This is a genomic window from Microbulbifer mixtoriginis (SeqCode), from assembly GCF_052466695.1.
Window position 1 is genome coordinate 929,168 of sequence record NZ_CP174285.1, and the last position, 23,370, is coordinate 952,537.

General features: G+C 43.4%; 21 protein-coding genes. 9 read left to right on the forward strand and 12 right to left on the reverse strand.

The features are described from left to right. Nucleotides 1–30: 30 nt before the first annotated feature. A complete protein-coding gene (locus ACJJI0_RS04110) occupies nucleotides 31–213 on the reverse strand; it encodes a hypothetical protein (RefSeq protein ID WP_444884782.1) in 183 nt (60 codons plus the stop codon). A gap of 85 nt (nucleotides 214–298) precedes the next feature. Here ACJJI0_RS04110 and ACJJI0_RS04115 point away from each other — a divergent pair, with 85 nt between their 5' ends. After that, nucleotides 299–1,624, forward strand: coding sequence for a cytosine deaminase (locus tag ACJJI0_RS04115; protein WP_444884783.1), 1,326 nt, complete (start codon nucleotides 299–301; stop codon nucleotides 1,622–1,624). After that, nucleotides 1,621–3,027: an FAD-binding oxidoreductase gene (locus tag ACJJI0_RS04120; RefSeq protein ID WP_444884784.1), complete on the forward strand. Its 1,407-nt coding sequence runs from the start codon at nucleotides 1,621–1,623 to the stop codon at nucleotides 3,025–3,027. The genes ACJJI0_RS04115 and ACJJI0_RS04120 overlap by 4 nt, the downstream gene beginning before the upstream one ends. Nucleotides 3,028–3,232: 205 nt before the next feature. Here ACJJI0_RS04120 and ACJJI0_RS04125 read toward each other — a convergent pair whose 3' ends face one another. The 3 genes from ACJJI0_RS04125 to ACJJI0_RS04135 form a co-directional block, all read right to left on the reverse strand. Next, nucleotides 3,233–4,222 (reverse strand): alpha/beta hydrolase, encoded by a 990-nt coding sequence (locus ACJJI0_RS04125; protein ID WP_444884785.1) that lies wholly within the window; start codon nucleotides 4,220–4,222, stop codon nucleotides 3,233–3,235. Between the two features lie 42 nt (nucleotides 4,223–4,264). Next, nucleotides 4,265–5,431, reverse strand: a complete 1,167-nt coding sequence (locus ACJJI0_RS04130) for an AMP-binding protein (RefSeq protein ID WP_444884786.1) — start codon at nucleotides 5,429–5,431, stop codon at nucleotides 4,265–4,267. A 68-nt stretch (nucleotides 5,432–5,499) separates the two neighbouring features. After that, on the reverse strand, nucleotides 5,500–6,522 hold the full coding sequence (locus ACJJI0_RS04135; RefSeq protein WP_444884787.1) for a methyltransferase: 1,023 nt from the start codon (nucleotides 6,520–6,522) through the stop codon (nucleotides 5,500–5,502). Nucleotides 6,523–6,780: 258 nt separating this feature from the next. On the opposite strand from ACJJI0_RS04135, the gene ACJJI0_RS04140 reads away from it, so the two are divergent. After that, nucleotides 6,781–8,361: an FAD-binding oxidoreductase gene (locus ACJJI0_RS04140; RefSeq protein ID WP_444884788.1), complete on the forward strand. Its 1,581-nt coding sequence runs from the start codon at nucleotides 6,781–6,783 to the stop codon at nucleotides 8,359–8,361. Nucleotides 8,362–8,476: 115 nt separating this feature from the next. Beyond that, the gene (locus ACJJI0_RS04145) at nucleotides 8,477–8,902 is read left to right on the forward strand and encodes a hypothetical protein (protein ID WP_444884789.1); all 426 of its coding nucleotides are present in this window, start codon (nucleotides 8,477–8,479) and stop codon (nucleotides 8,900–8,902) included. A gap of 100 nt (nucleotides 8,903–9,002) precedes the next feature. Here the strand turns inward: ACJJI0_RS04145 and ACJJI0_RS04150 are convergent, their stop codons facing one another. From ACJJI0_RS04150 to ACJJI0_RS04165, 4 genes are all read right to left on the reverse strand, one after another. Then, a complete protein-coding gene (locus ACJJI0_RS04150; protein WP_444884790.1) occupies nucleotides 9,003–9,992 on the reverse strand; it encodes a zinc-dependent alcohol dehydrogenase family protein in 990 nt (329 codons plus the stop codon). Between the two features lie 138 nt (nucleotides 9,993–10,130). Then, nucleotides 10,131–10,976, reverse strand: coding sequence for an enoyl-CoA hydratase/isomerase family protein (locus ACJJI0_RS04155; protein WP_444884791.1), 846 nt, complete (start codon nucleotides 10,974–10,976; stop codon nucleotides 10,131–10,133). 55 nt (nucleotides 10,977–11,031) lie between these two features. Further along, nucleotides 11,032–11,850, reverse strand: coding sequence for an SDR family NAD(P)-dependent oxidoreductase (locus ACJJI0_RS04160; RefSeq protein ID WP_444884792.1), 819 nt, complete (start codon nucleotides 11,848–11,850; stop codon nucleotides 11,032–11,034). A gap of 9 nt (nucleotides 11,851–11,859) precedes the next feature. Further along, complete coding sequence (locus ACJJI0_RS04165; RefSeq protein WP_444884793.1) at nucleotides 11,860–12,834, reverse strand: LLM class oxidoreductase; 975 nt, start codon at nucleotides 12,832–12,834, stop codon at nucleotides 11,860–11,862. 281 nt (nucleotides 12,835–13,115) lie between these two features. On the opposite strand from ACJJI0_RS04165, the gene ACJJI0_RS04170 reads away from it, so the two are divergent. Further along, nucleotides 13,116–14,036: a LysR family transcriptional regulator gene (locus ACJJI0_RS04170; RefSeq protein ID WP_444884794.1), complete on the forward strand. Its 921-nt coding sequence runs from the start codon at nucleotides 13,116–13,118 to the stop codon at nucleotides 14,034–14,036. Nucleotides 14,037–14,237: 201 nt separating this feature from the next. Here the strand turns inward: ACJJI0_RS04170 and ACJJI0_RS04175 are convergent, their stop codons facing one another. The 4 genes from ACJJI0_RS04175 to ACJJI0_RS04190 all read right to left on the reverse strand — a co-directional run bounded on the left by ACJJI0_RS04175 (nucleotide 14,238) and on the right by ACJJI0_RS04190 (nucleotide 18,733). After that, nucleotides 14,238–14,777 carry a Dps family protein gene (locus ACJJI0_RS04175; RefSeq protein WP_252081703.1) on the reverse strand — a complete coding sequence of 180 codons (540 nt, stop codon included), beginning with the start codon at nucleotides 14,775–14,777 and terminating at the stop codon, nucleotides 14,238–14,240. A gap of 104 nt (nucleotides 14,778–14,881) precedes the next feature. Next, nucleotides 14,882–15,493 carry a hypothetical protein gene (locus tag ACJJI0_RS04180; protein WP_444884795.1) on the reverse strand — a complete coding sequence of 204 codons (612 nt, stop codon included), beginning with the start codon at nucleotides 15,491–15,493 and terminating at the stop codon, nucleotides 14,882–14,884. A gap of 306 nt (nucleotides 15,494–15,799) precedes the next feature. Then, nucleotides 15,800–16,783, reverse strand: a complete 984-nt coding sequence (locus ACJJI0_RS04185; protein WP_444884796.1) for an alpha/beta hydrolase — start codon at nucleotides 16,781–16,783, stop codon at nucleotides 15,800–15,802. Nucleotides 16,784–17,590: 807 nt separating this feature from the next. Then, the gene (locus ACJJI0_RS04190; RefSeq protein WP_252081700.1) at nucleotides 17,591–18,733 is read right to left on the reverse strand and encodes an Ldh family oxidoreductase; all 1,143 of its coding nucleotides are present in this window, start codon (nucleotides 18,731–18,733) and stop codon (nucleotides 17,591–17,593) included. Nucleotides 18,734–18,922: 189 nt separating this feature from the next. Here ACJJI0_RS04190 and ACJJI0_RS04195 point away from each other — a divergent pair, with 189 nt between their 5' ends. The 4 genes from ACJJI0_RS04195 (at nucleotide 18,923) to ACJJI0_RS04210 (ending at nucleotide 23,344) form a co-directional block, all read left to right on the forward strand. Then, nucleotides 18,923–19,723 carry an SDR family NAD(P)-dependent oxidoreductase gene (locus ACJJI0_RS04195; protein ID WP_252081699.1) on the forward strand — a complete coding sequence of 267 codons (801 nt, stop codon included), beginning with the start codon at nucleotides 18,923–18,925 and terminating at the stop codon, nucleotides 19,721–19,723. A gap of 219 nt (nucleotides 19,724–19,942) precedes the next feature. Next, nucleotides 19,943–20,716 carry an SDR family NAD(P)-dependent oxidoreductase gene (locus tag ACJJI0_RS04200; protein ID WP_252081698.1) on the forward strand — a complete coding sequence of 258 codons (774 nt, stop codon included), beginning with the start codon at nucleotides 19,943–19,945 and terminating at the stop codon, nucleotides 20,714–20,716. Nucleotides 20,717–20,761: 45 nt separating this feature from the next. Beyond that, entirely contained in the window at nucleotides 20,762–21,919 is a 1,158-nt protein-coding gene (locus ACJJI0_RS04205; protein ID WP_252081697.1) for an arginase family protein, read from the forward strand. A 48-nt stretch (nucleotides 21,920–21,967) separates the two neighbouring features. Continuing rightward, a complete protein-coding gene (locus ACJJI0_RS04210; RefSeq protein WP_444884797.1) occupies nucleotides 21,968–23,344 on the forward strand; it encodes a diaminopimelate decarboxylase family protein in 1,377 nt (458 codons plus the stop codon). The last annotated feature ends 26 nt before the right edge of the window (nucleotides 23,345–23,370 follow it).

Here is a 23,370-nt window from a genome sequence, read left to right on the forward strand (position 1 = left end):
AGCTGCTGGTGAGGCAAATAGGCCGCTGACTTAGCCTGCAAGACAATCAAGCATGTTCTTACTGTTCTCCTGGGCGGATAGCAGATCGCTGGCGGCCAGTATTTGATCGATGCAGTCGTATTCATTGTGGGCATATCCTATTCCGGACTTGGCCTTGCCATATTTGTACTGGAGCAGAGTATCAGCAGAACATTCCCTACAGGTTTGTTGCATGCATTTTGGTATCTCTGTCTTTCAATCTCTTTTCTCACCAGCTATGCGCAAACTGTGTGCGGGCGCATTGGAACGGGAGGTATAGATGCAGGCAAGTTGGGGCTCCAGTTTCAAAGGCACTGGCACCATAAGAAATGCAACGATCCCTGCCTGTGTCTTGCGCGACCCTGGCAATTCTGAGCTATCGGATCTTGTTTCCTGCGATTTGGTATTTCGTAACGGAACGCTGGTCCAGGTTGCTCCAGCGGCCAGTCTGCCAGAGGCGTCAGGTGGGCTAGACCTGGATAACGGCTTGGTCCTACCGGCTCTTGTTGATCTGCATACTCATCTGGATAAAGGGCATATCTGGCCGCGTGCATCCAATCCCGACGGCTCTTTCACGGGGGCGATGCAGGCGGTTGACAGGGATCGGAGCAAAAATTGGTCAGCAGAGGATGTTCGGGTGCGTATGGAATTTGGGCTGCGTTGTGCCTATACCCATGGCACGGCCGTCATCCGGACGCACCTGGATAGTTCGCCGCTGCAAGATGAGATCACCTGGCCGCTCTTTTGCGAGATTCGCACCGAATGGGCGGGCCGAGTCGAACTTCAGGGCGTGTGTTTGTTCGGCATCCATCGCCTTGCCGCAGACGATCAATATTTAGGGCGCATTGCGTCTAGGGTGCAGGCTGCCGGGGGCATCTTGGGAGCAGCGACCTACATGGTGCCCGATCTAGATCGGTATCTTGAAGCGATGTTCCGTGCGGCTATGGAGCATGCGTTGGACCTCGACTTTCATGTCGATGAGACGCTCGACCCATCCGGAATGACCTTGCGCCACATCGCGGAAACAGCTCTGCGCCTGGGCTTTCAGGGGAAAATTGTGTGCGGGCACTGCTGTACTTTATCGGTACAGCCTGATGACGAGGTAGACCGTACGCTGGACCTGGTGGCTAAGGCGGGGATCGCGGTCGTGACTCTGCCGGTGAGCAATCTTTATCTTCAGGACCGGGTAATGGGCCGGACTCCGCGCCGCCGGGGTGTCACGCTGTTGCATGAAATGCGTTCCCGTGGAATAGATGTTGTTGTTGCTTCGGATAATACACGGGACCCCTTTTGCGCCTACGGTGACCTCGATCTGATTGAAGTCTACGCTCAGGCGACTCGCACTCTGCATCTGGACCATCCGGTTGGAGACTGGGTTCGGTCAATAACGACCACGCCGGCGGATATAATGGGGGTTTCTGCCGGCTGGATTGGGGCCGGTGAGTCGGCAGATCTGCTTCTCTTTCGTGCGCGCAATTGGAATGAACTCCTTTCACGCCCAAATGGTCCACGGCATGTGCTGCGCGCAGGGTACAGCATTGACAAGGACTTGCCGGATTTCCGCGAACTGGATCATCACATGCACATGGGAGCGCAACGCCCATGACTGACATCTCCGCTTTGAAAGCGAATCTCGACGGTATCAAGGTCGAGGATGATCCACGGATAGTGAGAAAAAAGAGCCGTGATTTCTTTTGGTATTCCCCGATCCTCAAGGAGCAACTTGATGGTGTGACCGGTGATCTGCTTGTCAGCCCGAAAAATGTTGACGAGGTTATTCGCGTTCTAAAAGTGTGCTACGCCGCGGACATTCCGGTGACAGCTCGTGGGGCGGGTACCGGAAATTATGGTCAGGCCATGCCACTTTCCGGTGGCGTTGTCCTGGATTTGTCGGAAATGGATGCTGTCAAGGATATTAAACCAAGCGTTGTTGTTACCGAGCCTGGAGCCGTTATGGCGGATATCGATGCGCAGACGATATCCCGGACCGGTCATGCGCTCCGCATACATCCCTCCACCTACCGTATCGCGACCATCGGAGGATTTCTTGCAGGGGGGGCTGCGGGGGTCGGCTCGGTGAATTGGGGGGGGCTCAGGGATCTGGGCAACGTCATCCGTTTACGGATGGTAACCATGGAGGCGGAGCCGCAGGTTCTGGAGCTGACAGGAAGCGATGTACAAAAGGCTATACACGCTTACGGTACGACAGGCATCATCACCGAGATCGAAGTACCGTTGACAGAAGCTTATGACTGGATCGATGTGCTCGTTGGGTTTGATGATTTTATAAATGCGATCCGTTTTTCTGAAGAGCTTGCCAACATGGATGGCCTTTTGACAAAAGATATCGCTACGATTGAAGCGCCGTTGCCCCATGACTATTTCTTGCGACACAAAAAATTTATCCGCAAGGAACAGTCCGTTGTTGTGCTCATGGTGGCAGCGTTTGCCATGGGGGCATTGGATGGGCTCCTGAGCCGATCGCCGGGTGCTGAGATGTTGTACCGCTCCGATAGCGCAACCGCCGAAGATATCACGCATTTACCGCCGGCTTATGAACTCACCTGGAACCACACAACCTTGCGTGGCCTAAGCGTTGACCCATCGATTACCTATCTTCAGGTCCGTTATCCTGATGTGAACCCACTTGAGACCGTCGGCAAGTTGCAGAGCATATACGCTGAAGAGTTGCCCGGCCACCTGGAGTTTATTCGCTACAACGGACGCCTAGTTCCCATTGGTCTACCCTTTGTTCGCTTCACGGATAAAACCCGGCTTGATGAAATTATCAAACGGCATGAAGCGCTCGGGTGTACGATTTTCAATCCGCACCGATTCACTCTGGAAGAAGGGGGGATGAAGCAAATTGACCCGGTGCTGCTTGCATTTAAAAGGCAGACAGACCCCAAGGGGCTACTCAATCCGGGTAAGATGATCGCCTGGGAGCATCCAGACTACAAGTTCGATAGTGATCAAGGGTTTTTGTTTCCAGGCTTACAGCGTTCATGAACTTGTATCATTCACCGGGGCCTGAATAGGCTGAATCGCCAGCACCAGTCTATGCCTGTATTGCCATATTTATATAGCGGTATAATTTTTGAAATCTATGGTGCACTAAGAGCTAATATCGCTAAGTTCCCAGGGACGTGACTGTTTTATTGGTTGGTAAAATGATTTATTTATTCGGGTATAAATAGGATGTGTAAATTTAGTATTATTCCTTTTCATTTTTATTGAGCCATCTAATAATCGAGATATGTTCGTCATCTCCAATTGTTGTCATACTCTGATGGTTCCTATTGTGAATCTTGACTAAGTCAATATTATCTTGGCTTAAGCCTTTGTAGTCGGAGTAAGGAGCGATTCGATCTGTATCTGAGGATATTAAAAGTATTGGAATTTTAGATGATTGGATAAGGGGGATTATATTTGTATCCTCCAGGTTAATATTATTTTTTTTCAAGACTAAACTGGCGCCTTTGCGAATATCTTGTTCCGGAATGATTTTGCTAAGTATTGGATGTGTGACTTTAGAGTGATTATATAAGGCTTGATCAAATTGGGGCATTGGGGCTAATAAAATAACTCCACTGATATCCGTTCTCAAATTTGAGATATAGGTAGCGGTTAGGGCACCCATTGAGTTCCCAACAATATAAAAATTATCCTTCTTAATAATATCTTCTTCAATGAGGTTGTTAATAAAAGGGTTGATGAGCTTGCTATCATAAACTCCATATTTCTTAATCCCACCTGATTCACCATGGCCGAGGAGATCTGGAACAACAACGTGATAACCTAAGAAACGAAAATATATTGCCGAGTTCAACATGAATTCTTTGGATACCCGAAATCCGTGTAATAATATTACCGTTCCAGAATATATCCTTGTTAAAGAACTCTTATTCAAGTTCATGCTGGCAGTACTTTCACTGCCATTTGCTTCAAATGTAACAGAGTATTGTAAATTTTGATCTATTAAAGGGGGTCCATGATAATAGCTTATACAGATGTCATCCTTTACAAAGCAATATTTATCTTTCTTAAAACCATGTTTTATAATTCTTTCAATGGTTATTATCTCATCAAATGGGAAGCATTTAGAGCTTTCTATAAAGTTGGCAATCATTTGAGAACATACGGCACGTATAGGGCGTAACAGTAGGGTTGATAATAGCACTGACAAATTAGCTATGGACTTCATTTCTATGTTTCCTATGCTGTATCTTTAGTGCTTGACTGAAATCTACAAATTGATATCGTCTGCCTGAATAATAGGCGGCACCTTGTTAGTTCTTTTGACCCTCATCAGCCTTTCAACCCGTTTTGTGCTAAAGGCTCCAGGGTATTGCTGGACTACAGATGCCAAGTTATGAATCTCAGCTAGAATTCGTTTTCGAACTATGTCGGATTCTGTAATACCGGTATAAGCTAAAGTAAGTTCGCTTGCAGATTTACGTGTTTCCCCGCTTTTTGTGAGAATCAGCTGCGCCTCCTCAACACCATCCTCTTCTCTAGCGATAGCAAGTATGTTCCTAACGCTAAAAATCGCACTACAAAGACTCACCTCATCGTCCGCGCGCCCCTCAATCAGCAATGCATTTGGCTGACCACATGGGCAAGTGGCTTGCCGAATCAAATCCCCTAACCGATAGCGTATAACTGGTACTGTCCAGCCATCGCCAATACGTGTGAGTAGGGCCCCGTGATCGTCGGGTTCAATCAATTGATCCGCTAAAAGGTGGTAAGTATCCCGATCACACTCGGGCCCGTTAACAGCGATGCTGTTGGTCTCCACCGAACCGTAGTCACACCAGAAGCCGGCATTTGGAAAGGCCATACGCACCGTATTAAACTTTTTCTCGGTCCAGGGTTCCGCCATCCAAATAATTGTTTTGATGTTCAGTTTGCAATTGCCATCCAGGATGCCCTGGGCGAAGTCCGCTAATCCTGTGGGAGCTCCAGCAAGGGAATTAATCTCTATCTTGCGAAATGTCTCCAGCCAAGCGCCTGCTTCACTGGGAGTAAAGGGCCCTACAGGTGCGGTGATAGCTCTGCTTTTTTCGGCGAGAGTTTGAATAAAGTAGTGGGCACCCCATAGGCGGCCGGGGTTGAAAAGGTTGAGGAGTACATCGCCAGACCCAAGTGGTTTCCACTGTTGTAGAAGTCTCTGTGTTGCCTGATGGAAGGGCGTATAGGCCAGCTTGGGGTTTCCTGTGGTACCACCGCTGGACATTAATATAGCGCCTTCTGTTTTTGCCAAGGCTTTGGTGATTTTTAAGATTTCTTTCGGCCCACTGATAGGTAGGTCGTCAATCCGGTTGGCGTTTGGGGGCACACTGAGCCCCCCCTGTTCAGATATTGATCTGGCATGGTGTAACAGCTGGCTCCAATCTAAGTGTCCGATGGTCATGGGGAGCTCCGTGCTTCCATTTCTTAATTGACTTGCCGGATGGATGGCCATAGTTATGAATACATCAGCTAGGGTTTTTGCGCTGAAATGACCGAGAAATAGCCAAGTGCTTTGTGGCTTTGTGGATTTTTAAAGCCGGCTTTAGTGAGCATTTGGTATAGTTCTTTTTCAGAATACAACTGTGAACCATGATTCATAAAAAGGTGGAAGCTAAATAAGCTCGGTGTAAGCTGGCTCTCATCTAGGAGCATGTCATGAATATAGATAAAACCCTCTTTGGGTAGTAGAGAGAAGGCCTTATTCAGTAAGGATTCACAGATAGCTTCTTGCCAGTCGTGTAGTACATTGCTAAAGCAGAGGCCGTCAAAGCCCGTGGGCCACTCAGGGCTGAATAAGTCCCCCTTTGCAATGGTTATTTGCCGTGTTTTGTTAAATTTTTGTACATACTCCTTGGCAGTTTCACAGACTGGGGCAAGATCAAAGAGTAAAGCACAGCGATTTGGATACGTTTCACAAAAGGCCAGGGCGATAGTCCCTGAGCCGGCACCAGCATCAAGTAAGATATCAACCTGTTTGAAAATACCGTCTGAAGCGGCTTTAACTGCCGAGGCGAAACCCTGAGAGTGCATTAGATGAGTAAAAGCGGCTGCCGATTCATTATCCATTTCATCGTTTTGCCACATATCGGTTACTGAACGCCCCTTACACTCCAATTCATATTCCCGTTTAAGGCTGGTTATAATTTTCTTGTCCAAATGATTGATATCGTAAATAGCAAAGGGGTCCAGTAGGACTTCCCCCCAATAATATAAACTGTTCTTATCTAAATAATTTTTTGCCAGCTCAGTGTTCTCATATTGGGCCAGTTCCATTTTGATATAACCCAGGTGATTAAGAATCAAAAGATATTGCTCAACACCCTTGTTACTAAGTTGCAGTGCCTGAGAGATCTTGTCGCTAGTGTTGTAGCCCTTGTCTATCAGGCCGTAAATATCAAGTTGAGCGGCAACCTTCAGACAAGCAAAGATGTAGTTGCCCATCAGGCGATCCCACAAGGGGGTGTCTGAGGAGGTGGGCGCCTTTATATACATACTCTATCTCACTATTGTCTTTATAAATATCTTCAACACGAAGGGTTACACTCTAATATGTGTAGAAGTGACTTATATATTGATTTGTCGCTTAACTTCTATTTTTGTCACCTAAATGAACTCTAAGGTTTGTTTGTCTTTTCGCTATTTGGTTTAGGTCTATTTGTTTGCTCTTTTGCTTTTAGAGTAATAGTAGATCTTCAGTAAAGCACTAGGATGTCGCGATTTTGTGCCAGTATAGGGCTGTGTGGAGTGGTTATGATTAGAGATTTTTTGCTGGAGATAAAAAAAACTTTTAGGGCTGATCAAGTTGTATCTGAGCAGGATGAAATAGCACAGCATATTGAAAATGTTACATCGTATAACGTAGATGTTCCGTTAATCTTATATCCTGAGTCTGCTGAGGAAGTTCGACAGATAGTCTTAAATGCAAATAAATTTAAAGTTTGTATACAGCCTTTTAGTACCGGAAAGTCCTGGGGTTTTGGTTCAAAATTATCAACGCAGGGTGATCTAATACTTGTTGATCTTCATCGAATGAATAAGATTATCGAAGTAAATGAAGAGTTTGGCTATGCAGTTATTGAGCCGGGAGTGACACAGTTTCAACTTTTCAATTACCTCAACGAGGCTGGCTCAAAGTATTTTTCAGACACAACAGGTTCTGCAAAGGATACAAGTATAGTAGGCAACGCTCTAGACAAAGGGGTGGGGTACAATATGGAGCGATATAAGCAACTTCTTAATCTGGAGGTTGTTCTAGGGGATGGGAGAATATTTAAGACGGGATTTGGGCATTATGCAAACTGTAAAGCAACTAATACCTTTCCGGATGGAATAGGACCATCATATCTTCGGATTTTTTTGCAATCAAATTTTGGAGTTGTAACTCGTGCAACAATTGAGTTGAGGAGAAGACCTGAAAAAAAGTGCATGTTTTTGACGGTTTTAAAGGATGAAAGTTACCTGGGTGATGCAATCAATGCCCTCAAAGGAATTAAACAACTTGGGTTGGTTAATTCTATTACTCATTACTATGAAAATGTCCGGGTTAAAAATGGTCTGGCTCCTGTAATGTATCAAGATCTTAAAGGGCAGGGTGTTGATATAGATCGCGAGAGCTTGATGGGATTTCTTAATCGATGCTCATTTGGTGCAGGTGTAATATTTTCAAATATCAGTGGTACCAAATACCAGATAAAAGCAGCAAAAAAAGAATTGAAGAGATTGAGTCCTTGGGGTATTACTTTTTATGTAACGGATAGGTTGATTAACTTAGGGTTGTATACCTCCAAGCTTGTCGGCTGGAAAAAAATGAACTCTTTTATTCATTGTAATGCAGGCTTTTATCGTATGGCATTGGGTGAGCCAAGTGATCGACCTATCATGAGCATTTATTGGCCGGCTCAAACGGAACTTCCTGAAGGATGGGAGAATCCGGATCACACTGACATTGGTATGCATTTCATTCTTCCAACAGTGCCCATGAATGTTGAATATGTTCAGCAGGCAAACTCAATTGTTCGAAAAGTAAATACACATTACAGTAAGGCCCAAGCAAGTTATGCATTTGGCCTTGTTGATGACAAGACAACTCATTTCAGTATATCAACGCACTTTATACGTACCGATAAAGTAGCGCGAGAGGAGTCGCGATCTTTGGCAAAGGAGCTTAATGAAGAATTCATTAAGGCCGGCTTCCATCCTAACCGTCTGTTTGTTGATTTTATGGATCTTGTAGTTGATCCTGATGATATTTTTTGGCAGGTCACAAGGGATATTAAGAAGGTTTTCGATCCAAATGGCGTCATTGCACCTGGCCACTACAATTTAACTTGACACAATTTTGGTAAATGTTAGTGAAAGCTTTTTAGTTCTTATTATGGCTGTTGAAATTTTTATTTTAAGAAATTTTAACTTCCTCCTTTGGTTTGAGAGTGTAAGGGTTATTTAAATGTTTACTGAGAAAAGATATCGGCAGTATATTAGTGATTTTAACTCTACTTTCACTGGAGGAATCAGCTTGGATGATTTCTTTGATAAGTATTACGAAAAGAGTGCAACTTTTGAGTATGTTCCCCAAGCCCGTAAAAATATTGGACGCCACCAGATTCTGGCCTTCTGGGAGGGCGTCGCTGAAAAAATGCAGGAGGTGATTCTAAGTCATACTCATTTCTTGGCGGATGAAAAAACTGTAGCTTCTGAAGCGCCGATAGATTTCCTCTGTAAAGAGGATCTTGAGTGGAATGGCATAACTTATAATGCCGGCTCAAAATTCAGGCTTATGATGTGTGCTTTTTATGATGTGAGTCCAAGCAACAAGTTTTCGTATGTTAGAGTATATTCGATATATAATCCGGGTTATAAGCCTGATGAGTAAAATTTGTTTGCTCGCAATTGCTCAGCTAGGATCCTAGTTCGATGTTAAATGGTTTGTTTAGGCCCAACATGTGGGCCATAGCTTTTGAATTCTTCAAGAGTCAGTCAATAGTAACCACAACTTTGCCCATAGCTTTACCGCTTCTCAGCCTTGCGTGAGCTTTGCCAATCTCCTTAAAGTCAAATGATGATTCGTCGAGTACGGGTTTGACATCACCCTTTTCTACAATAGATTTAAGGGCTTTTAAAATGGTCCCATGGTCTTTGCGCCCTTGATTATGAATCATAGGGATCAACATAAAAACGACATGCAAAGAAAGGCCTTTAAGGTGGGCCGTTGTTAAGTCAAGTTCAACCATGGCGACAGTTGATATCACCTGCCCATTGAGTGTGGCTGCTTCGAATGATTTTGCGATGTTAACGCCACCCACAGAATCGAATACGATATCAAAGCCTTTGCCATCTGTATGTTCTTTGACGTATTCCTCGACCGATTCTTTTTTGTAGTTGATTGGCGTTCCACCGAGCTTTTTGATTAGAGCCATTTGAGGCTCTCCGGCGCCTGTTGAAAAGACCTCGGTGCCAAAGTGACGGGCTAATTGCAAGGCAATATGCCCAACGCCTCCCGAACCACCATGAACAAGGACTTTCTGACCCGCTTGAATACCAGCACGTTTTAGCCCTTCATACGCGGTAATACCAACCAGTGGTAAAGCAGCTGCTTCTCGCATGGTTGTATTTGTGGGCTTTAATGCGATCAGGTTGGCATCCGCAATCATATATTCGGCCAGGGTGCCCGGCAAATCTGCTAAACCACCGGCACAACCATAGACTTCATCGCCAACCTTATAGTCACTGACACCTTCACCAACCTCTTCAATCGTACCAGCGAAATCCATGCCTAAGATGGCGGGAAGAGGTGGAGAGAAGGGCAGTTCCGTGCCCATTTCTCGGATCATCGTATCGACTGTGTTAACACTGGTTGCTGCAACCTTTACCAGTACATGCCCAGCCTTAATTGTTGGCTTTACTACATCGGCTTCTTCAAATACATCTGGACCGCCAAAGGCATTTACTATCATTGCTTTCATTTTTAATTCTCAAATATCAGGGGTAATAATGGTAGCTAATCAGGATTTTGGACTGATCACCGAGGTGAATTATTAATAGTCAGCCCTTAGAATAGAGAGGCTCTATTTTTCTATTGGAAAGAGAAAACTTTCAAAGGGTTAATTGATGTTCTGTACTTGCATGACCAGTTCACTCCAATTGCGTTGATTTTCAATATCATGCTCTAATCCCTGCTCATCAGCGATCGAAAACCGCTTTAGTGCAGGTGTTTTACTGGTCGCTTGATATAACCAGTAGGCTTCAGCCTTCAATGCTTCATCTATCGGCTTGTCGATGGACTCATATACGGCCTGCTTACAGGCATTGATAGATTCAGCAGGAAATTGAGAGATTCTCTTTGCTAGTGAATCTACATATTCACCGATTTCATCAGAGTCCAGTGCTTTGTTAATTGTGCCTAGCCTCTCCGCCTCATCCGCATCGAAGTCTTGAGCACTTAGAATGATCTCTAATGCTCTCCCTAACCCGGTCTGGCGAGCCATCCGAGATGCGCCACCACCGCAGGGCAGTATTCCCATACCAACTTCCATTTGCATAAACTTAAATTTGCCACGTGCGGCAAAACGCATATCCATTGCCAGCGCCAACTCGTGGCCGCCGCCTCGAGCAAAGCCTTCCAGTTTGGCAATGGTTGCCTGTGGAACTTTACTAATTCGCTCACAAACAGCTTGTAAATCGAGTAACTTAACTTCATCTCGGGATATTGCCTCATCAGACATATCCTTTAAGAGCTCGGTGTCATAGTGGCAGACCCAAATTTCAGGGTTTGCCGATTGAAAAACTACCACTTTGGTATTGCGATCCCGTTCCAGGCGCATGGCTAAACTGTTAAGGTCTGCCAGCATTTCTTGCCCCTGGACATTCACTGGCCCAAAATCAAATGTGACCGTTAAAATGCCTTCCTTTTGAGCGGTTGAGAATGTAGTAAAGCCTTCATACTTCATCATTATGTCCTTTTAGGGGGGGAAGGTATTGATTGTTTAAGTTACAGGTTATGCTTTAGGGGATTTGAGCCCCTAACTCATTAGCAACGCTTTCAATTTCTAAAATAAGCAATTCATTCTTTGCCTCATCAAGAGCATCGGGGTGTGGCTGAGACCAATTGCCCAGGTCGTTATCAAAGTACTTGCCGGTAGCACTGGAGAATTCATCACTAAGAGCTGCTCGAACCAATACATCAGCACCAATACCTATATCTCTCCCAAGCGAGCCATAAGCCTCTTTCACCATTTTGCTGCCCAAGAATGATGCGGGGTTAATGGCAATGAATGCTGGGGCTTCATTGCCAAGGGATTTGGATAATTGGAATGTCCACATCGTAATAGCCAATTTACTTTGGGCATAAGCATCACTATCAGAGAGGAGTTGCTCACCTTTAAGCGCTTCCAGATTCACAGGCGCCTGGGCGGCAGAGGATAGATTGATGACACGGCCACTACTATTGAACAGAGTTAAAAGGTGCTTGGTTAATATATATGGTGCAATAGTATTTACGATAAAACGAATATCGTACCCTGAGTCTGTAACTGGATTGGGTATTTTAAGTACACCAGCATTGTTTATTAGTACGTCAATATTTGAATAGTGACTTTTAACTTTTACTGCCAGTGCCTCAACTTCAGATAGGTTAGTGAGGTCTGCCAGAAAAGTGTCTATTGTGGTTTCAGGGAAATCTTGTGAGATGCTTTTCTTTACCTGTGCCAATTTAGACTTGCTTCTGCCATGCAACAGTAAAGTATGGCCTTTTGACGCTAATAGCTTTGCCGTTTCCAGTCCAATACCATCTGTTGCGCCTGTTAGTAAAATTGTCTTCGTCATTAATTATTCCTATCCTTTCAACTCTGGAAGAATATTTGTAGCAATCTGTTGAAGTGTTTCTTGTACGTCTCGTTTATTAAAGCGTAGATTAAGCGCAATATGATTAATGCCAATTGCCGCTCTTGACTTCAAATACGCAGCTAATTGATTGATGCCGATGCGAAACCCCAAATGTATTGGTTGTGGCGGACAATCAGGGTCGTCAATAACATCAATATACAGTGGCTCCATAACTGGCTTGGCAGGGACCCCTTCTTCGCAGATGTTTTTTCTTAGTTGTTTAATAAAATGCTTCTGCTCTGTATGGGGCCTGGGATATGTAATCCATCCGTCGCCATTGCTCGCTAGCCAATCTGGGGCCTGCTGGGAGGATCCTGTTATTAGTAACGGCAATTGTTGGCCATAAGGCTTTGGCAAAAGGTCCACTTCGCCAGCTCCTGCCCCAAGGCGATTCTCAAAATGAGGGTAGGGGGCTGCTATTTTTCGAATGTATTCGTAACTCTCACAAAAAATCGCCCCCCTCTCCTTATAAGGAATATTCATCGCTGGATACTCTTCAGGGCGATCGCCGCTGGCAATGCCAAGGATAAGTCGCCCTCCGGAGAGTTGATCAACCGAGGCAGCTGCTTTTGCAACGTGTGCCGGGTGACGTAATGGCAAAATAAGACTCGCTACGCCGAGGCTAATCTTTGAAGTTGCACCTGCAAGTAATCCAAGATAGACGAAAGGGTCAAACACTTGCCCGGCATCACCAAATGAAGGCACATTGAACGGCACGTCTCTTAGCCAAACGGCGCTAAAACCTAGCTCCTCAGCGAGTTGAACTCTCTCAATATGATCTGCCATAGTTGGCACAGAGGTTGTCGAGTAGTTTTCAATAGGGACGACTAGGCCTATAGAAAGTCGTCCAGGTTTAAATACGCTATTGAAGCCAGTATTGATTTCGGGAAACCAAGCTTTTCTATCTCTTTGGTCAGAAGTCACTAAACATCCCCTTCAACATAGTTGACACAGCGGGTTATGGTTGTTGGCATTGCCATGTCCTTTGCACAATTGTGATCAGTTGGCTCATATCCCATAAATGTTCTGAAGAGAGAAAATACCATCTATTGATCTCTTCTAATCGCGAACGAACCTCCTGTTATTGCTCAGCTACAAGACCTTTTGAGGGCAACTACTCAACAGCTGGGCAAAGCCTAATTCATTGGTTATTACGAATAAATGATGTATAAATGGATTCAGAATTCTGATTTTGGATATAATTGGTGGATACGAACGGAATAAGGCTTTTTGTGCTGGCTGCTGACCTGCTCAATATCAGTTCCGCGGGGCGTCAGCTTGGGTTGGCTCCATCAGTAGCCAGTGCGCGCCTGTCAAAGCTTGAGGTTCAATTAGGGGCGGATCTATTCCATAGATCCACTCGGAAGGTCACTTTATCGACAGAAGGAGCCGAATTCCTTCCCTATGCTAGAGAAATCCTTGCCCAAGAAGATGCTGCCTTGGCAGCCCTGGGTAAAGGCAGTTCAAATGTGAGCGGAACGCTAAGATTTGCGGCTTCAAGCACATTTGTACAGCGCTTTGTAGCACCAATACTGCCTGAATTTCTTGAGCGATATCCCGGTGTGGATGTGGAGCTTAAGCTATCTGATACACAAGTTAACCTAATCGAGGGAGGCTTTGACTTAGCCCTACGCAACTATGCCGTAGAAGACAGTAGTCTTATTGGACGTAAACTTGCAGAAGACAAGAGAATCCTGTGCGCTTCCCCCAGCTACTTAAAGAAATATGGTGCTCCAAATACGCCTGAAGATCTCATTCGGCACCAGCTATTGGTGTTTATGAATTCAAAGCCCAGAAAGCTGATATCTGAAAGTGATAAACAAGCTGGATCATTTCCTCCACCGAAAGGCAAGTCTCGAGTAATTTGTGATGATGGCGCCAGCATGCGTATAGCCGCCAAGGCTGGGGTTGGGGTTTGTATGAGTTCGTTATGGAATATTCATTCTGAATTAGAAGAGGGTACACTGGTTCGGGTACTTCCGGATTACAGAATTGATGACCAGGCAGCGATTTGGCTTGTCTACCCTAAATCTAATGTACTCACTTCAAAAGTCAGGGTATTTATTGATTTCCTTGTTGAAAAGATTGGTATTTCAGCCTCCTGGGCAAACCTGAAATCCCAATAAAGTAGCCTTCACGTTATTCAGTCGCTCCGTAACTGGAGAGATAAATTGTATAGAAAATTGAGGCTGGAACTGTAAATTTAACACTGTAAATAAGTGGAAAGTTCTAGTAGAGATGTAAGAAAGGAATTGTTGTCCGCTAAAAATACAACAACTCCCTTCTTCAACTAGAGCACAAAATTATTGCGTCTTTTGGGGTGACGCTCAGTGGTGCGTTAATCCTGAACTCCGGCTAGCCTCAAATAAGAACCAAGATCGCCTTTCAGCCTGATCAATATACTCCTCCAGTATGCTCGCAGTTGCAATGTCACGATGCTCATCACAGAGCTCATGGACTTTGCGCATATTCGCAATCATTTGCTGGTTGTCTTCAGCAAGTTCCGTGAGCATATCTTGTGGGTCTACATAATCCGCATCATTATCTGAAGATCGTTGTAGTTTGGCGATCTGGCCAATGGAGCGAAGTGTGGTTCCCCCCAGTTTACGCACACGCTCTGCCAAGACATCGGTCATCTCAAAAATTTGACTGGCCTGATCATCAAACAGTAGATGGTAGTCCCGGAAGTGCGGACCGCTCACATGCCAGTGAAAATTCTTCGTTTTCATGTATAAGCCAAAGGTGTCTGCCAGTAGCGTATTGACGGCAGTAGTAATGCTACTCCTAGCGTTCTCGCCCAAATCAGTTGGAGCCTTAAGTCTGGCTTGATCCTTTGCGCTTACTTGTTCACTGGTTGCTTTTCTCATAGGAAGCCTCATAAGGTTATGGCAAGGGGGAGGAGCTAGAAGAGTAAATATTATCTTGGCATTAGATTAGACGCCTATAGGTCGACTCGCCAGTCAAGCCTGGGTCACTCTGAGACTTTCGCCTTCGTTCCCGCACAATATTTAGCAGGCGTCTGGTCTAAACCAAAAGCCTTCATCAGCTGCTTGCTTGCCCCAATATAGGACCCTACTGTTGCGCCTGACCAATAGCCGGTATCACAAGTCAACGAAACGCAGTCTCCCCCAAAAGTTACAAAAGGCTGATCACGTACTATTTTGCATGTGCAAATGGCTTTGAGTGGATTCATTGGGTTGACGATACAGGGTTGATCCAGGCAATCCGTCCAAGGGTTACCTTCTGGACAGGAAAGCACTGGTTTAGTCGGTGCCTGAGCGAAAGAAAAAGTCGATAAGATTTTTTTTACACCGGTCGAGTCAGTCACAGGAATCCGGGCTTTACATGCTGACATCCCGAAGTTTAAACCCTTGTTAACATCACATTGGCAAATTGCATTTGAATCCGGATTTCTAGGGTCCGGGATACAAGGGGCGGAAGTGCATAAGACATATTCATTACTACAAATATTGCCTTCACTACTTTGAGGAGGCTTAGGCTTAACTTCTTCAGCCGCTGCGTTAAACCCTATAAAGGCAAGAGCAATCAAAATCATTATGAATAAGAATGAATGCTTCTTCATGCACATCTCCTTTATGAATCAAGGGGGCGGGTAGGATATGAGCAGACATTTACTCAAACTCAAATAATAGCAGTCGTTGATTAATAGTTGTTCCCATTTCGCTATCGACCAGACAGTGTGTGGGAACACCCCAAGAACATGACCTTTAATTGGTTGTTAAGTAGTCGTGGTTGTGGCTTATCCAGGCTTATTATGAAAAAAACTAATAGGGTCGACAAAGATAACTGCTCTATCTCGCTCTATCTCTGGTAGGTTTATCCAGCGATATTTAAATTTTGAATATATCCGAAAACTTTATAGGCAGTATTACTGAGTAGTATTGAGCCATTTAACAATGGCTTTATGCTCGATCTCACCTATTGTATTCATGCTTGGATGATACCTATCATGAACTTTAAATATTTTGATATTATCTTTCTTCAACTGCTTGTAACTTGCATATGGTGAAATTTGGTCTGAATCTGAGAGCATTAGTAGAGTCGGAGTCTGGGAGGATTTTAAGAGAGGTTTTATGTTTGTATCTTTCAAATTTATATTAGATTTTCTTAGAGCCAAAATCGCCCCCTTGCGTATATCTCTCTCAGGGATAATTCTGCTAAGTATGGGGTGGTCACGTTTTGCATAATTGTATACAGCTTCATCAAGTTGTAACATCGGAGCTAAAAGAATAACTCCGCTAATGTCTGATCTTAAAGAAGAAATATGAGAGGCTGTTACGGCGCCCATAGAGTTTCCTACAATATATATATTTTCATTTTTGATGATCCCTTCTTCAATTAGGTTGTCAATAAGGGAGTTGATATATTTAGTATCATTTACCCCATATTTCTTCTTGCCTCCAGTTTCACCATGACCTAGAAGATCTGGAACAATAACCTGAAACCCAAGAAAACGAAAATAAAGAGCAGAATCCAGCATAAATTCTTTGGAAGTACGGAATCCATGCAGTAAGATTACGGTGCCAAAGTAGCTTCGATCTAAAGAATCTCTACTTAAATTAATCTTAACAATATTTTCTCTTTCGTCCTCACCAAATGTTACAGAGTAGTTTAGGTTGGCGTCGGCTAAAGGTGACCCGTAATAATAACTAATGCATGTATTTTTTCCAGGTGGGCAATATTCAGCTTTCCTGAAGTTTAACTGTTCTATTCGCTCGACAGTTATCCTTTCTCCAAAGGAGAAGTGTTCAGCTTTTTCTATTGAGCTAGCTATTCTTTGAGAGCAGGATGGGATAGCAATGCATATTGAGATAACAGTTAGCACTCTGGCTAAAATTGACTTGGCTTTCATATCGCTTTAACTCAAATGGTAACTGCAGTTTATTCATATGGCGCGTAGATAAATTCACTAATCCATAAATTGCTCACTTGGCGATATCCCGCGACAGATTACTCTTGATATATCAGCTTAGCTGATCCTAAAAAATACAGTTCAAACAGCTATACCTTATTGTTGTCATTTAATATCTTGCAGGTTCAAGCGCATTAGTGAGCCTTAATCGTTTCAATTTGGAATAGTGCATTTTTGCCAGTAGAGTAGGGCGGTAGTTTTACCGCTCCTCCTTAACTCGCTTACGTCGCCTGCTCTCATACCGTTCCCGCATCATCACGGATATGCTTACGGGGACGGTACCTCAAATCTTCAGAAATACCAGTATGGCGAAACCAGTGGACGATAGCGCCTTAAGCATTTGGTCGCAAACAATGATCGTACAGCCTTTGTACCTTTACCTAAAATGTGAAACCATTAGTTTGCGCCGCAATCTTTCTTGGAATCACCCATAGCGGGTAACGATCTTTAAACGGCAACCAACTCAGAGTTTCACAAGTACATAGCGAATAGGCTGCTCATAATGAATAAGGATAGATCGTGAACAGTTGGCGATGTCTCGGCCATAATCTCAAAAGTTCCGATATTAACAGCCCTAATGCTTATCTCAGCCTAGACGAAATTGAAGATCAACTGGTAGAAAAACGATGTGTCCGTTGTTGATGGATCGAGTCCAAGCATGTAAATCACTACAAAGAAAACCGCAGAAGCGGCCAGAGTAGAGCTTAAAACCAATCTAATTTGATGTAACAAATATGAATAGCCTCGTTATTCCCGCTGCGCTTCCCATTCCTTTTTCAAGCTTTCCTCACTCCAACCATGTCGGCCGGCTTGGGTTTCAAAAAATGGAACCCAGTGACTTTCAAGTACTTCAACTTCATCAGACTTTTGATTTAACTTCTTCCAACCAGTACCACCTGGCATACGACAGTTTCTACCGCCCGGTAACGGGGGAGTATTCTGTATAGCTTTCGCAAAACGATCAGACTTAGCCTTTACTTCGGAAATAGGGCCGAATTTAGAGGGATCAATACATATATAGTAACTACCACCTACTGAGGTAGCCTGTGCCTTACCGTTTATGAAGTCTGCTAAAGTGGGAACCTCTGGGGTTATGATACCTCTAGGATTTATGATGCCTGTTAGTAACTCGTTCCATAGATTCAGCATATAAACCCGGGGTTCGTGAAGATTCTGGAAGCAGGTCTGATCATATACACGACCATATCCCTCGACTGGAATTGCATAGGGAGCCAAATCATTACCCAGCTCACCTGTATCCGGGTCAATTACAGCATTATATTTAAGCTTGGTACCTTGCAAAACAGCCTGTGCAGTATCTGCATCATACCACTCACACAGTTTCGTGCTCATCCAGACCGGTGGCTGTTCTCCGCTTGGGCCTATGGCATCAAGCGGCGGTACGGCAATTGTATTTCCCATACCGCCCAGTGGGGAGCACATGGGTACAGAGTTATTCGACGCTTGTGCTACACAATCGGCTTGATGAGCAAGCCACGTGTATGCGCCAAAACTGCCAGCATCATTATGATTATGAGCAAATACTATTGAAATGCCTTGCTCTTTTGCTTTTTTGATCGCAGTCTGGGCAACTTTCGTCATCGTATAGTATCCAGATGAGCGTTTACCATCAATTGATGCCCAAGTAGGACCTTCATCAACGATCTCAGGTTCAGCTTTGATATCCAACATTCCCATTTTATGGGTCAAATCTATGGCTTCATAAACACCGAGTCCCTGATTTAGTTTGCCCTGGAATATTCCGATCATTAATGCATTTGCCACCGCATTGCAGTGCTCATCGCTTGCCCCCTCAGCTTTCCATATCCTTCTAATGCAGTAACTTAAAAAATCTCCACTTGTTTTTCTCGTTTGTGCATCAGCATTCATATTTTCTTCCAGTTATATTAACCTGTTGGTCAAAGTATAGATGGGTATCAAAGGAGAATTACAAACTATAATTTTATGATTTATCCAAAAAATTAATTGTAGTAAATTAAAATATAGCTCTAAATTTATATTTAAACAATTAGGTAGTTAGCTACTATATAACTAGCTATTAATCTCAGAGCCTGCTTTATGAAAAAACTCTCAGGTAAGATCGCGATTATAACTGGTGCTACCAAGCAAAAAGGGTTGGGTCAAGCTGTAGCAATAAAACTAGCCTCATTAGGAGCAACTGTGATCCTTGCAGGGAGAGAAAAGTCAAAGGATAGCCTTGAATGTAATGTTAAAGAAATAGAATCTAGTGGCTGGGAGGCTACATATATATTTATAGATATGTCAAAACCTGATCAAATAGATAATGCAGTTAATGACCTGGCAGATAAATTTGGTCGCATTGATATTTTAGTCAATAACGCTGGGGTTGGATTTGGATCCGCCATTTTAAATGAAAATGAGAATAAAGATTGGGATATTAATTACAGCATCAATGTAAAAGGTGCATTATCTATGTGTAAGGGAGTACTGAAGATAATGGAAAAAGAGGGTTCTGGGGCAATAGTCAATGTTGCATCTACAGCTGGTATCGGGGTTTCTGCGGGTATGCCATATCCTTATATAGCTACAAAGCATGCATTGGTAGGTGCAACCAAAGCTTTAGCTTTAGAATATGCAGACAAGGGCATAAGGGTTAATGTTGTAGCACCTGGTGCAATCAATACAGATATGTTGCAGCAAGCTTATGCGGCAATAGCTGAAGGCGAAGGAATTTCTATTTCTCAGGCAGCCGAACAAGAAAACTCATCTATACCGTTAGGGCGCCCAGCAGAACCCTTTGAGGTTGCTGCGGCAATAGCTTTTTTAGCAAGTGATGAGGCATCGTATATTACAGGTGTTGTATTACCTGTAAGTGGAGGCTTGTCTCCAGGAATTTAGTAATATTTAAGAGGTAATAGCTTACTTTTAGGTTCATATAATTATATTGTATTTAATAAGATTTCCATGTGAGCATTCAAAATGCTCAGCACTTGCGCTTCCTCACTCATTTCTTTTGAAAAAATTAATCCAATTAAAAGGTCAAAAACCTTAACAAAAAAATGATAGCAGCCGAAAACTAACAGTTCCTAGGAAAACCGAATTTTGGAGAAATAAGCTATGAATAGATTCTTTGATATTAATGACCAAGTGGCAGTGATAACTGGAGGAAACTCAGGAATTGGATTGAGCACTGCAAAACGTTTCCATAAGGCTGGCGCTCACGTCATTATAGCGGGTATTGGTAGTGGGGATAATGCAATTCGGGATATAGAAGGCGGCGACTTTGTTGAAACAGACGTATCAAGTGAGTCACAAGTAAAAGAATTAATGAATTACGCAGCAGAAAAATTTGGGAAAATAGATACTTTGGTTAATTGTGCAGGCATAAACAAAGGATATGAAACGCTGCTTAACGTAGATTGCAATGACTTTGGGGCAAACTACAGCGTCAATACAATGGGAGTCGTTTTTGGTATAAAATACGCCACACCTCATATGAAGTATGGTGGCTCCATAGTCAATGTTGCTTCAGCCGCCGCAAAATCTGGCGTTCCTTACCTTGCTCCATATGTTGCATCAAAATGGGCAGTTGTTGGTATTACACAGACAGCAGCATTGGAGTTAGGGGCACAAAATATTAGGGTAAATGCCATATGCCCAACTTCCGTTGATACACCAATGGCCCAAGCAGAAGGCGGCGAACCGCAATTAGCTATGGAAAAAGTTGCTGTTCCTTTGGGACGCATTGCACATCCAGATGAAATTGCCGCTTTGATACATTTTCTAGCGTCACATGACTGTACCTTTATCAATGGTCAAGCCATTAATGTTGATGGTGGTTTTAGTGCAGGGCTTTCTATCTCTGCATTCAATAAATTGGCTCATACTTAGATATAATTTAAGGTGTTTCATATTGTTATTTAAGTGGACGTAAAAATGAGTAAAAGGAATTACCCTTATCCAGAAATGTCGAAAGAGAAAAAAGCACGTCTTCAGGATTTATGGAAACATTCTAGAAGCTCTGATGGGATAGACCCGGAAGTAGCGTCTCACCTACAAAGAATGGGTAAGATGGGCGGCGTTGGATTAGAAGTTGTTGGTAACCTAAACAAGGATTATTTAGGTGGCTTTATGTCGCCTTACTCTCGGGACTGTAAAAATGCAGACCTCGTAATAGTTGGCCAGCCCTTAGAAAAGGCTGCGCCGATGAATGCATCTCATAAATATGGTCCAAAAGTCCTTCGTGAGTTTTCAAAGAATGCCATGGGGACTATCGAACCAAATCCTGATGGAGGTTGGGATATACCTTTCGATACATGTAGAATCATAGATTATGGAAATATTGATACTTACGGGCGATTTGATTTGTCTGATGAGGTATCTAAAATAATCCAGGAATATGAAAAGATAGTTCTAGATAATGACTGTGTCACATTTACCTGGGGTGGTGATCATACAATTAGCTATGCACCAATTAATGTTCTCGGCAGAAAATTTGGCCCATTAAGTTTGATTCATTTCGACGCGCATTATGACCTGGTAACCTTCGCGGATTTTAACTATCCATATCACTCTGGCAATCAATTCACAAAAAATATGGCAGAGGGATATCTCGACCCAGAACGTATGATAACTATGGGTATCCGGGGAAGGATGACAGCCTTGGTTGGTGGACATGCAAAAAATTTTGGCGTAACTACTTATACTGCCGATCAAGTATTTGAGCTGGGGACGGACAAAATTGCAGAAAGGATTTTAGAGGTTGTTGGAGATGGACCTACATATTTCACTCTAGATCTCGATAGCCTTGACGCTACGGATAATGCTTCCAATTCAGCGGTGGAGCCCTTTGGACTAAAGTCTAGACAAATATGGGACATTATTCGATATCTCAGAAAAAATGGAGACATTGATCTTGTTGGTGCTGATGTATGTGAATATGCTCCATACCTAGACTCTACACATAGAGACGCATATATAGCATGCGGTATTAGTTGGAAACTGCTCTGTTGGCTGGCGGATTGTGTAGCTAAGCGTAAGGGAGAAAAACAAAAGACTGAATGGCCTTTAGCTATGGGTAAGGCAAGCCTGTGATATACAAATGAGGATTTTATAGTTTAATTTACTTTAAATGGACTTTGCATGGAATATAAATATTTAAATGAATTTCTATCCGTTAGGAATGGCCATTTGTTCATTGAAGACTGTGATACGGTTGAGCTTGCTGAGAAATATGGAACCCCATTATTTGTTGTATCAGAAAACCATTTGGTTAAAAACTTAAGATCATATAGGAAGGCATTTGAGTCTGAATGGCCTGAGGGTAAGGTCAGAATTATGGCCGCGATTAAGGCAAATCCTGTTACAGCAATACGTAAAATACTGACAAGAGAAGGGGCCGGTTGTGACACTTTCGGTAAGGGGGAGTTGGAGCTGGCTCTTCGAGGAAATGTTCCATTAAAGGATATAGCTGTAAATGGATCTATTAAGGGACGAGAGATTATAAGTAAAGCTATAAATCTAGGTATTCCCATTGTTTTAGATAGTCCTATAGAGCTTTTATATTGTGAGCAGGAAGCTAAATTTTTAAAAAAGAAAGCTACTGTAATACTTAGGGTCAAGCCCTGGCTAAAGAATCTTGATCTAAATTCAGATTTTTACCCTGATCGTACTATTCGAGAAATGACACAAACTGTTAAGTATGGTATCCCTCACAGTGAGCTTGTAGATATGATTCCACAGCTTAAAAGCTCGAAATGGTGTGATCTCGTAGGCTTTCATACTCATGCAGGACGCCATTCTAAGAAAGCGGCCTTCTGGAAGGCTTTAATGAGAGACTATGCATCACTTATAGGTAAAATAAGTATGTTAATGGGAGGGGATTGGGTACCGAGAATAGTTTCAGTGGGTGGTGGCTTTGCAGCCTCTAATGATCATGAGACCCGAGTCCCGGTAACGGATTATGAAACTCCTACACCTAAAGATTATGCAAAGATGATTACTAAGCAATTTAGAAAATCAATGCAAAAACTAGGCCTTTCAACGGAAGGGATTGTACTTGAGATTGAACCAGGAAGAGCACTCCACAATGAAACTGCTATCCATTTAACAAAAGTTCATAACATAAAATTGGAACGAAACTATATTGCCCGCAGTTGGATAGAGACTGATACCTCTGAGTGTTTTCTAGGTATAGGCAGCTTAAATACAAATCCTCCATTTGATATTTTATTAGCCAACAGAGCAAATTCACCCGAGTATGCTCCATATGATGTTGTAGGAATAACGTGTAATTATGAATGTATTGCTGAGCAAGTCATGATGCCAGAAGTTGCTGCAAAAGATATATTGGCGTTCCTCAATACTGGCTCATATATAGAAACCTATGCGTGTAATTTTAACGCTCTCCCTCGACCGGGTATGCTATTGGTGAGTGGCCATAAAGCTAGCTGGATTAAGCGACCTGAAACACAAGATGAGGTGTTTCAACGGGATATTATTCCTCCATGGATTAACTAGTTATCATTAGTCTTAGTATTTCAGCT

What these genes read in the sequence shown, in the direction of transcription:
- ACJJI0_RS04110 (WP_444884782.1), bottom strand. Translation starts at nt 213, where the DNA reads ATGCAACAAACCTGTAGGGAATGTTCTGCTGATACTCTGCTCCAGTAC.
- ACJJI0_RS04115 (WP_444884783.1), top strand. Translation starts at nt 299, where the DNA reads ATGCAGGCAAGTTGGGGCTCCAGTTTCAAAGGCACTGGCACCATAAGA.
- ACJJI0_RS04120 (WP_444884784.1), top strand. Translation starts at nt 1,621, where the DNA reads ATGACTGACATCTCCGCTTTGAAAGCGAATCTCGACGGTATCAAGGTC.
- ACJJI0_RS04125 (WP_444884785.1), bottom strand. Translation starts at nt 4,222, where the DNA reads ATGAAGTCCATAGCTAATTTGTCAGTGCTATTATCAACCCTACTGTTA.
- ACJJI0_RS04130 (WP_444884786.1), bottom strand. Translation starts at nt 5,431, where the DNA reads ATGACCATCGGACACTTAGATTGGAGCCAGCTGTTACACCATGCCAGA.
- ACJJI0_RS04135 (WP_444884787.1), bottom strand. Translation starts at nt 6,522, where the DNA reads ATGTATATAAAGGCGCCCACCTCCTCAGACACCCCCTTGTGGGATCGC.
- ACJJI0_RS04140 (WP_444884788.1), top strand. Translation starts at nt 6,781, where the DNA reads ATGATTAGAGATTTTTTGCTGGAGATAAAAAAAACTTTTAGGGCTGAT.
- ACJJI0_RS04145 (WP_444884789.1), top strand. Translation starts at nt 8,477, where the DNA reads ATGTTTACTGAGAAAAGATATCGGCAGTATATTAGTGATTTTAACTCT.
- ACJJI0_RS04150 (WP_444884790.1), bottom strand. Translation starts at nt 9,992, where the DNA reads ATGAAAGCAATGATAGTAAATGCCTTTGGCGGTCCAGATGTATTTGAA.
- ACJJI0_RS04155 (WP_444884791.1), bottom strand. Translation starts at nt 10,976, where the DNA reads ATGAAGTATGAAGGCTTTACTACATTCTCAACCGCTCAAAAGGAAGGC.
- ACJJI0_RS04160 (WP_444884792.1), bottom strand. Translation starts at nt 11,850, where the DNA reads ATGACGAAGACAATTTTACTAACAGGCGCAACAGATGGTATTGGACTG.
- ACJJI0_RS04175 (WP_252081703.1), bottom strand. Translation starts at nt 14,777, where the DNA reads ATGAGAAAAGCAACCAGTGAACAAGTAAGCGCAAAGGATCAAGCCAGA.
- ACJJI0_RS04180 (WP_444884795.1), bottom strand. Translation starts at nt 15,493, where the DNA reads ATGAAGAAGCATTCATTCTTATTCATAATGATTTTGATTGCTCTTGCC.
- ACJJI0_RS04185 (WP_444884796.1), bottom strand. Translation starts at nt 16,783, where the DNA reads ATGAAAGCCAAGTCAATTTTAGCCAGAGTGCTAACTGTTATCTCAATA.
- ACJJI0_RS04190 (WP_252081700.1), bottom strand. Translation starts at nt 18,733, where the DNA reads ATGAATGCTGATGCACAAACGAGAAAAACAAGTGGAGATTTTTTAAGT.
- ACJJI0_RS04195 (WP_252081699.1), top strand. Translation starts at nt 18,923, where the DNA reads ATGAAAAAACTCTCAGGTAAGATCGCGATTATAACTGGTGCTACCAAG.
- ACJJI0_RS04200 (WP_252081698.1), top strand. Translation starts at nt 19,943, where the DNA reads ATGAATAGATTCTTTGATATTAATGACCAAGTGGCAGTGATAACTGGA.
- ACJJI0_RS04205 (WP_252081697.1), top strand. Translation starts at nt 20,762, where the DNA reads ATGAGTAAAAGGAATTACCCTTATCCAGAAATGTCGAAAGAGAAAAAA.
- ACJJI0_RS04210 (WP_444884797.1), top strand. Translation starts at nt 21,968, where the DNA reads ATGGAATATAAATATTTAAATGAATTTCTATCCGTTAGGAATGGCCAT.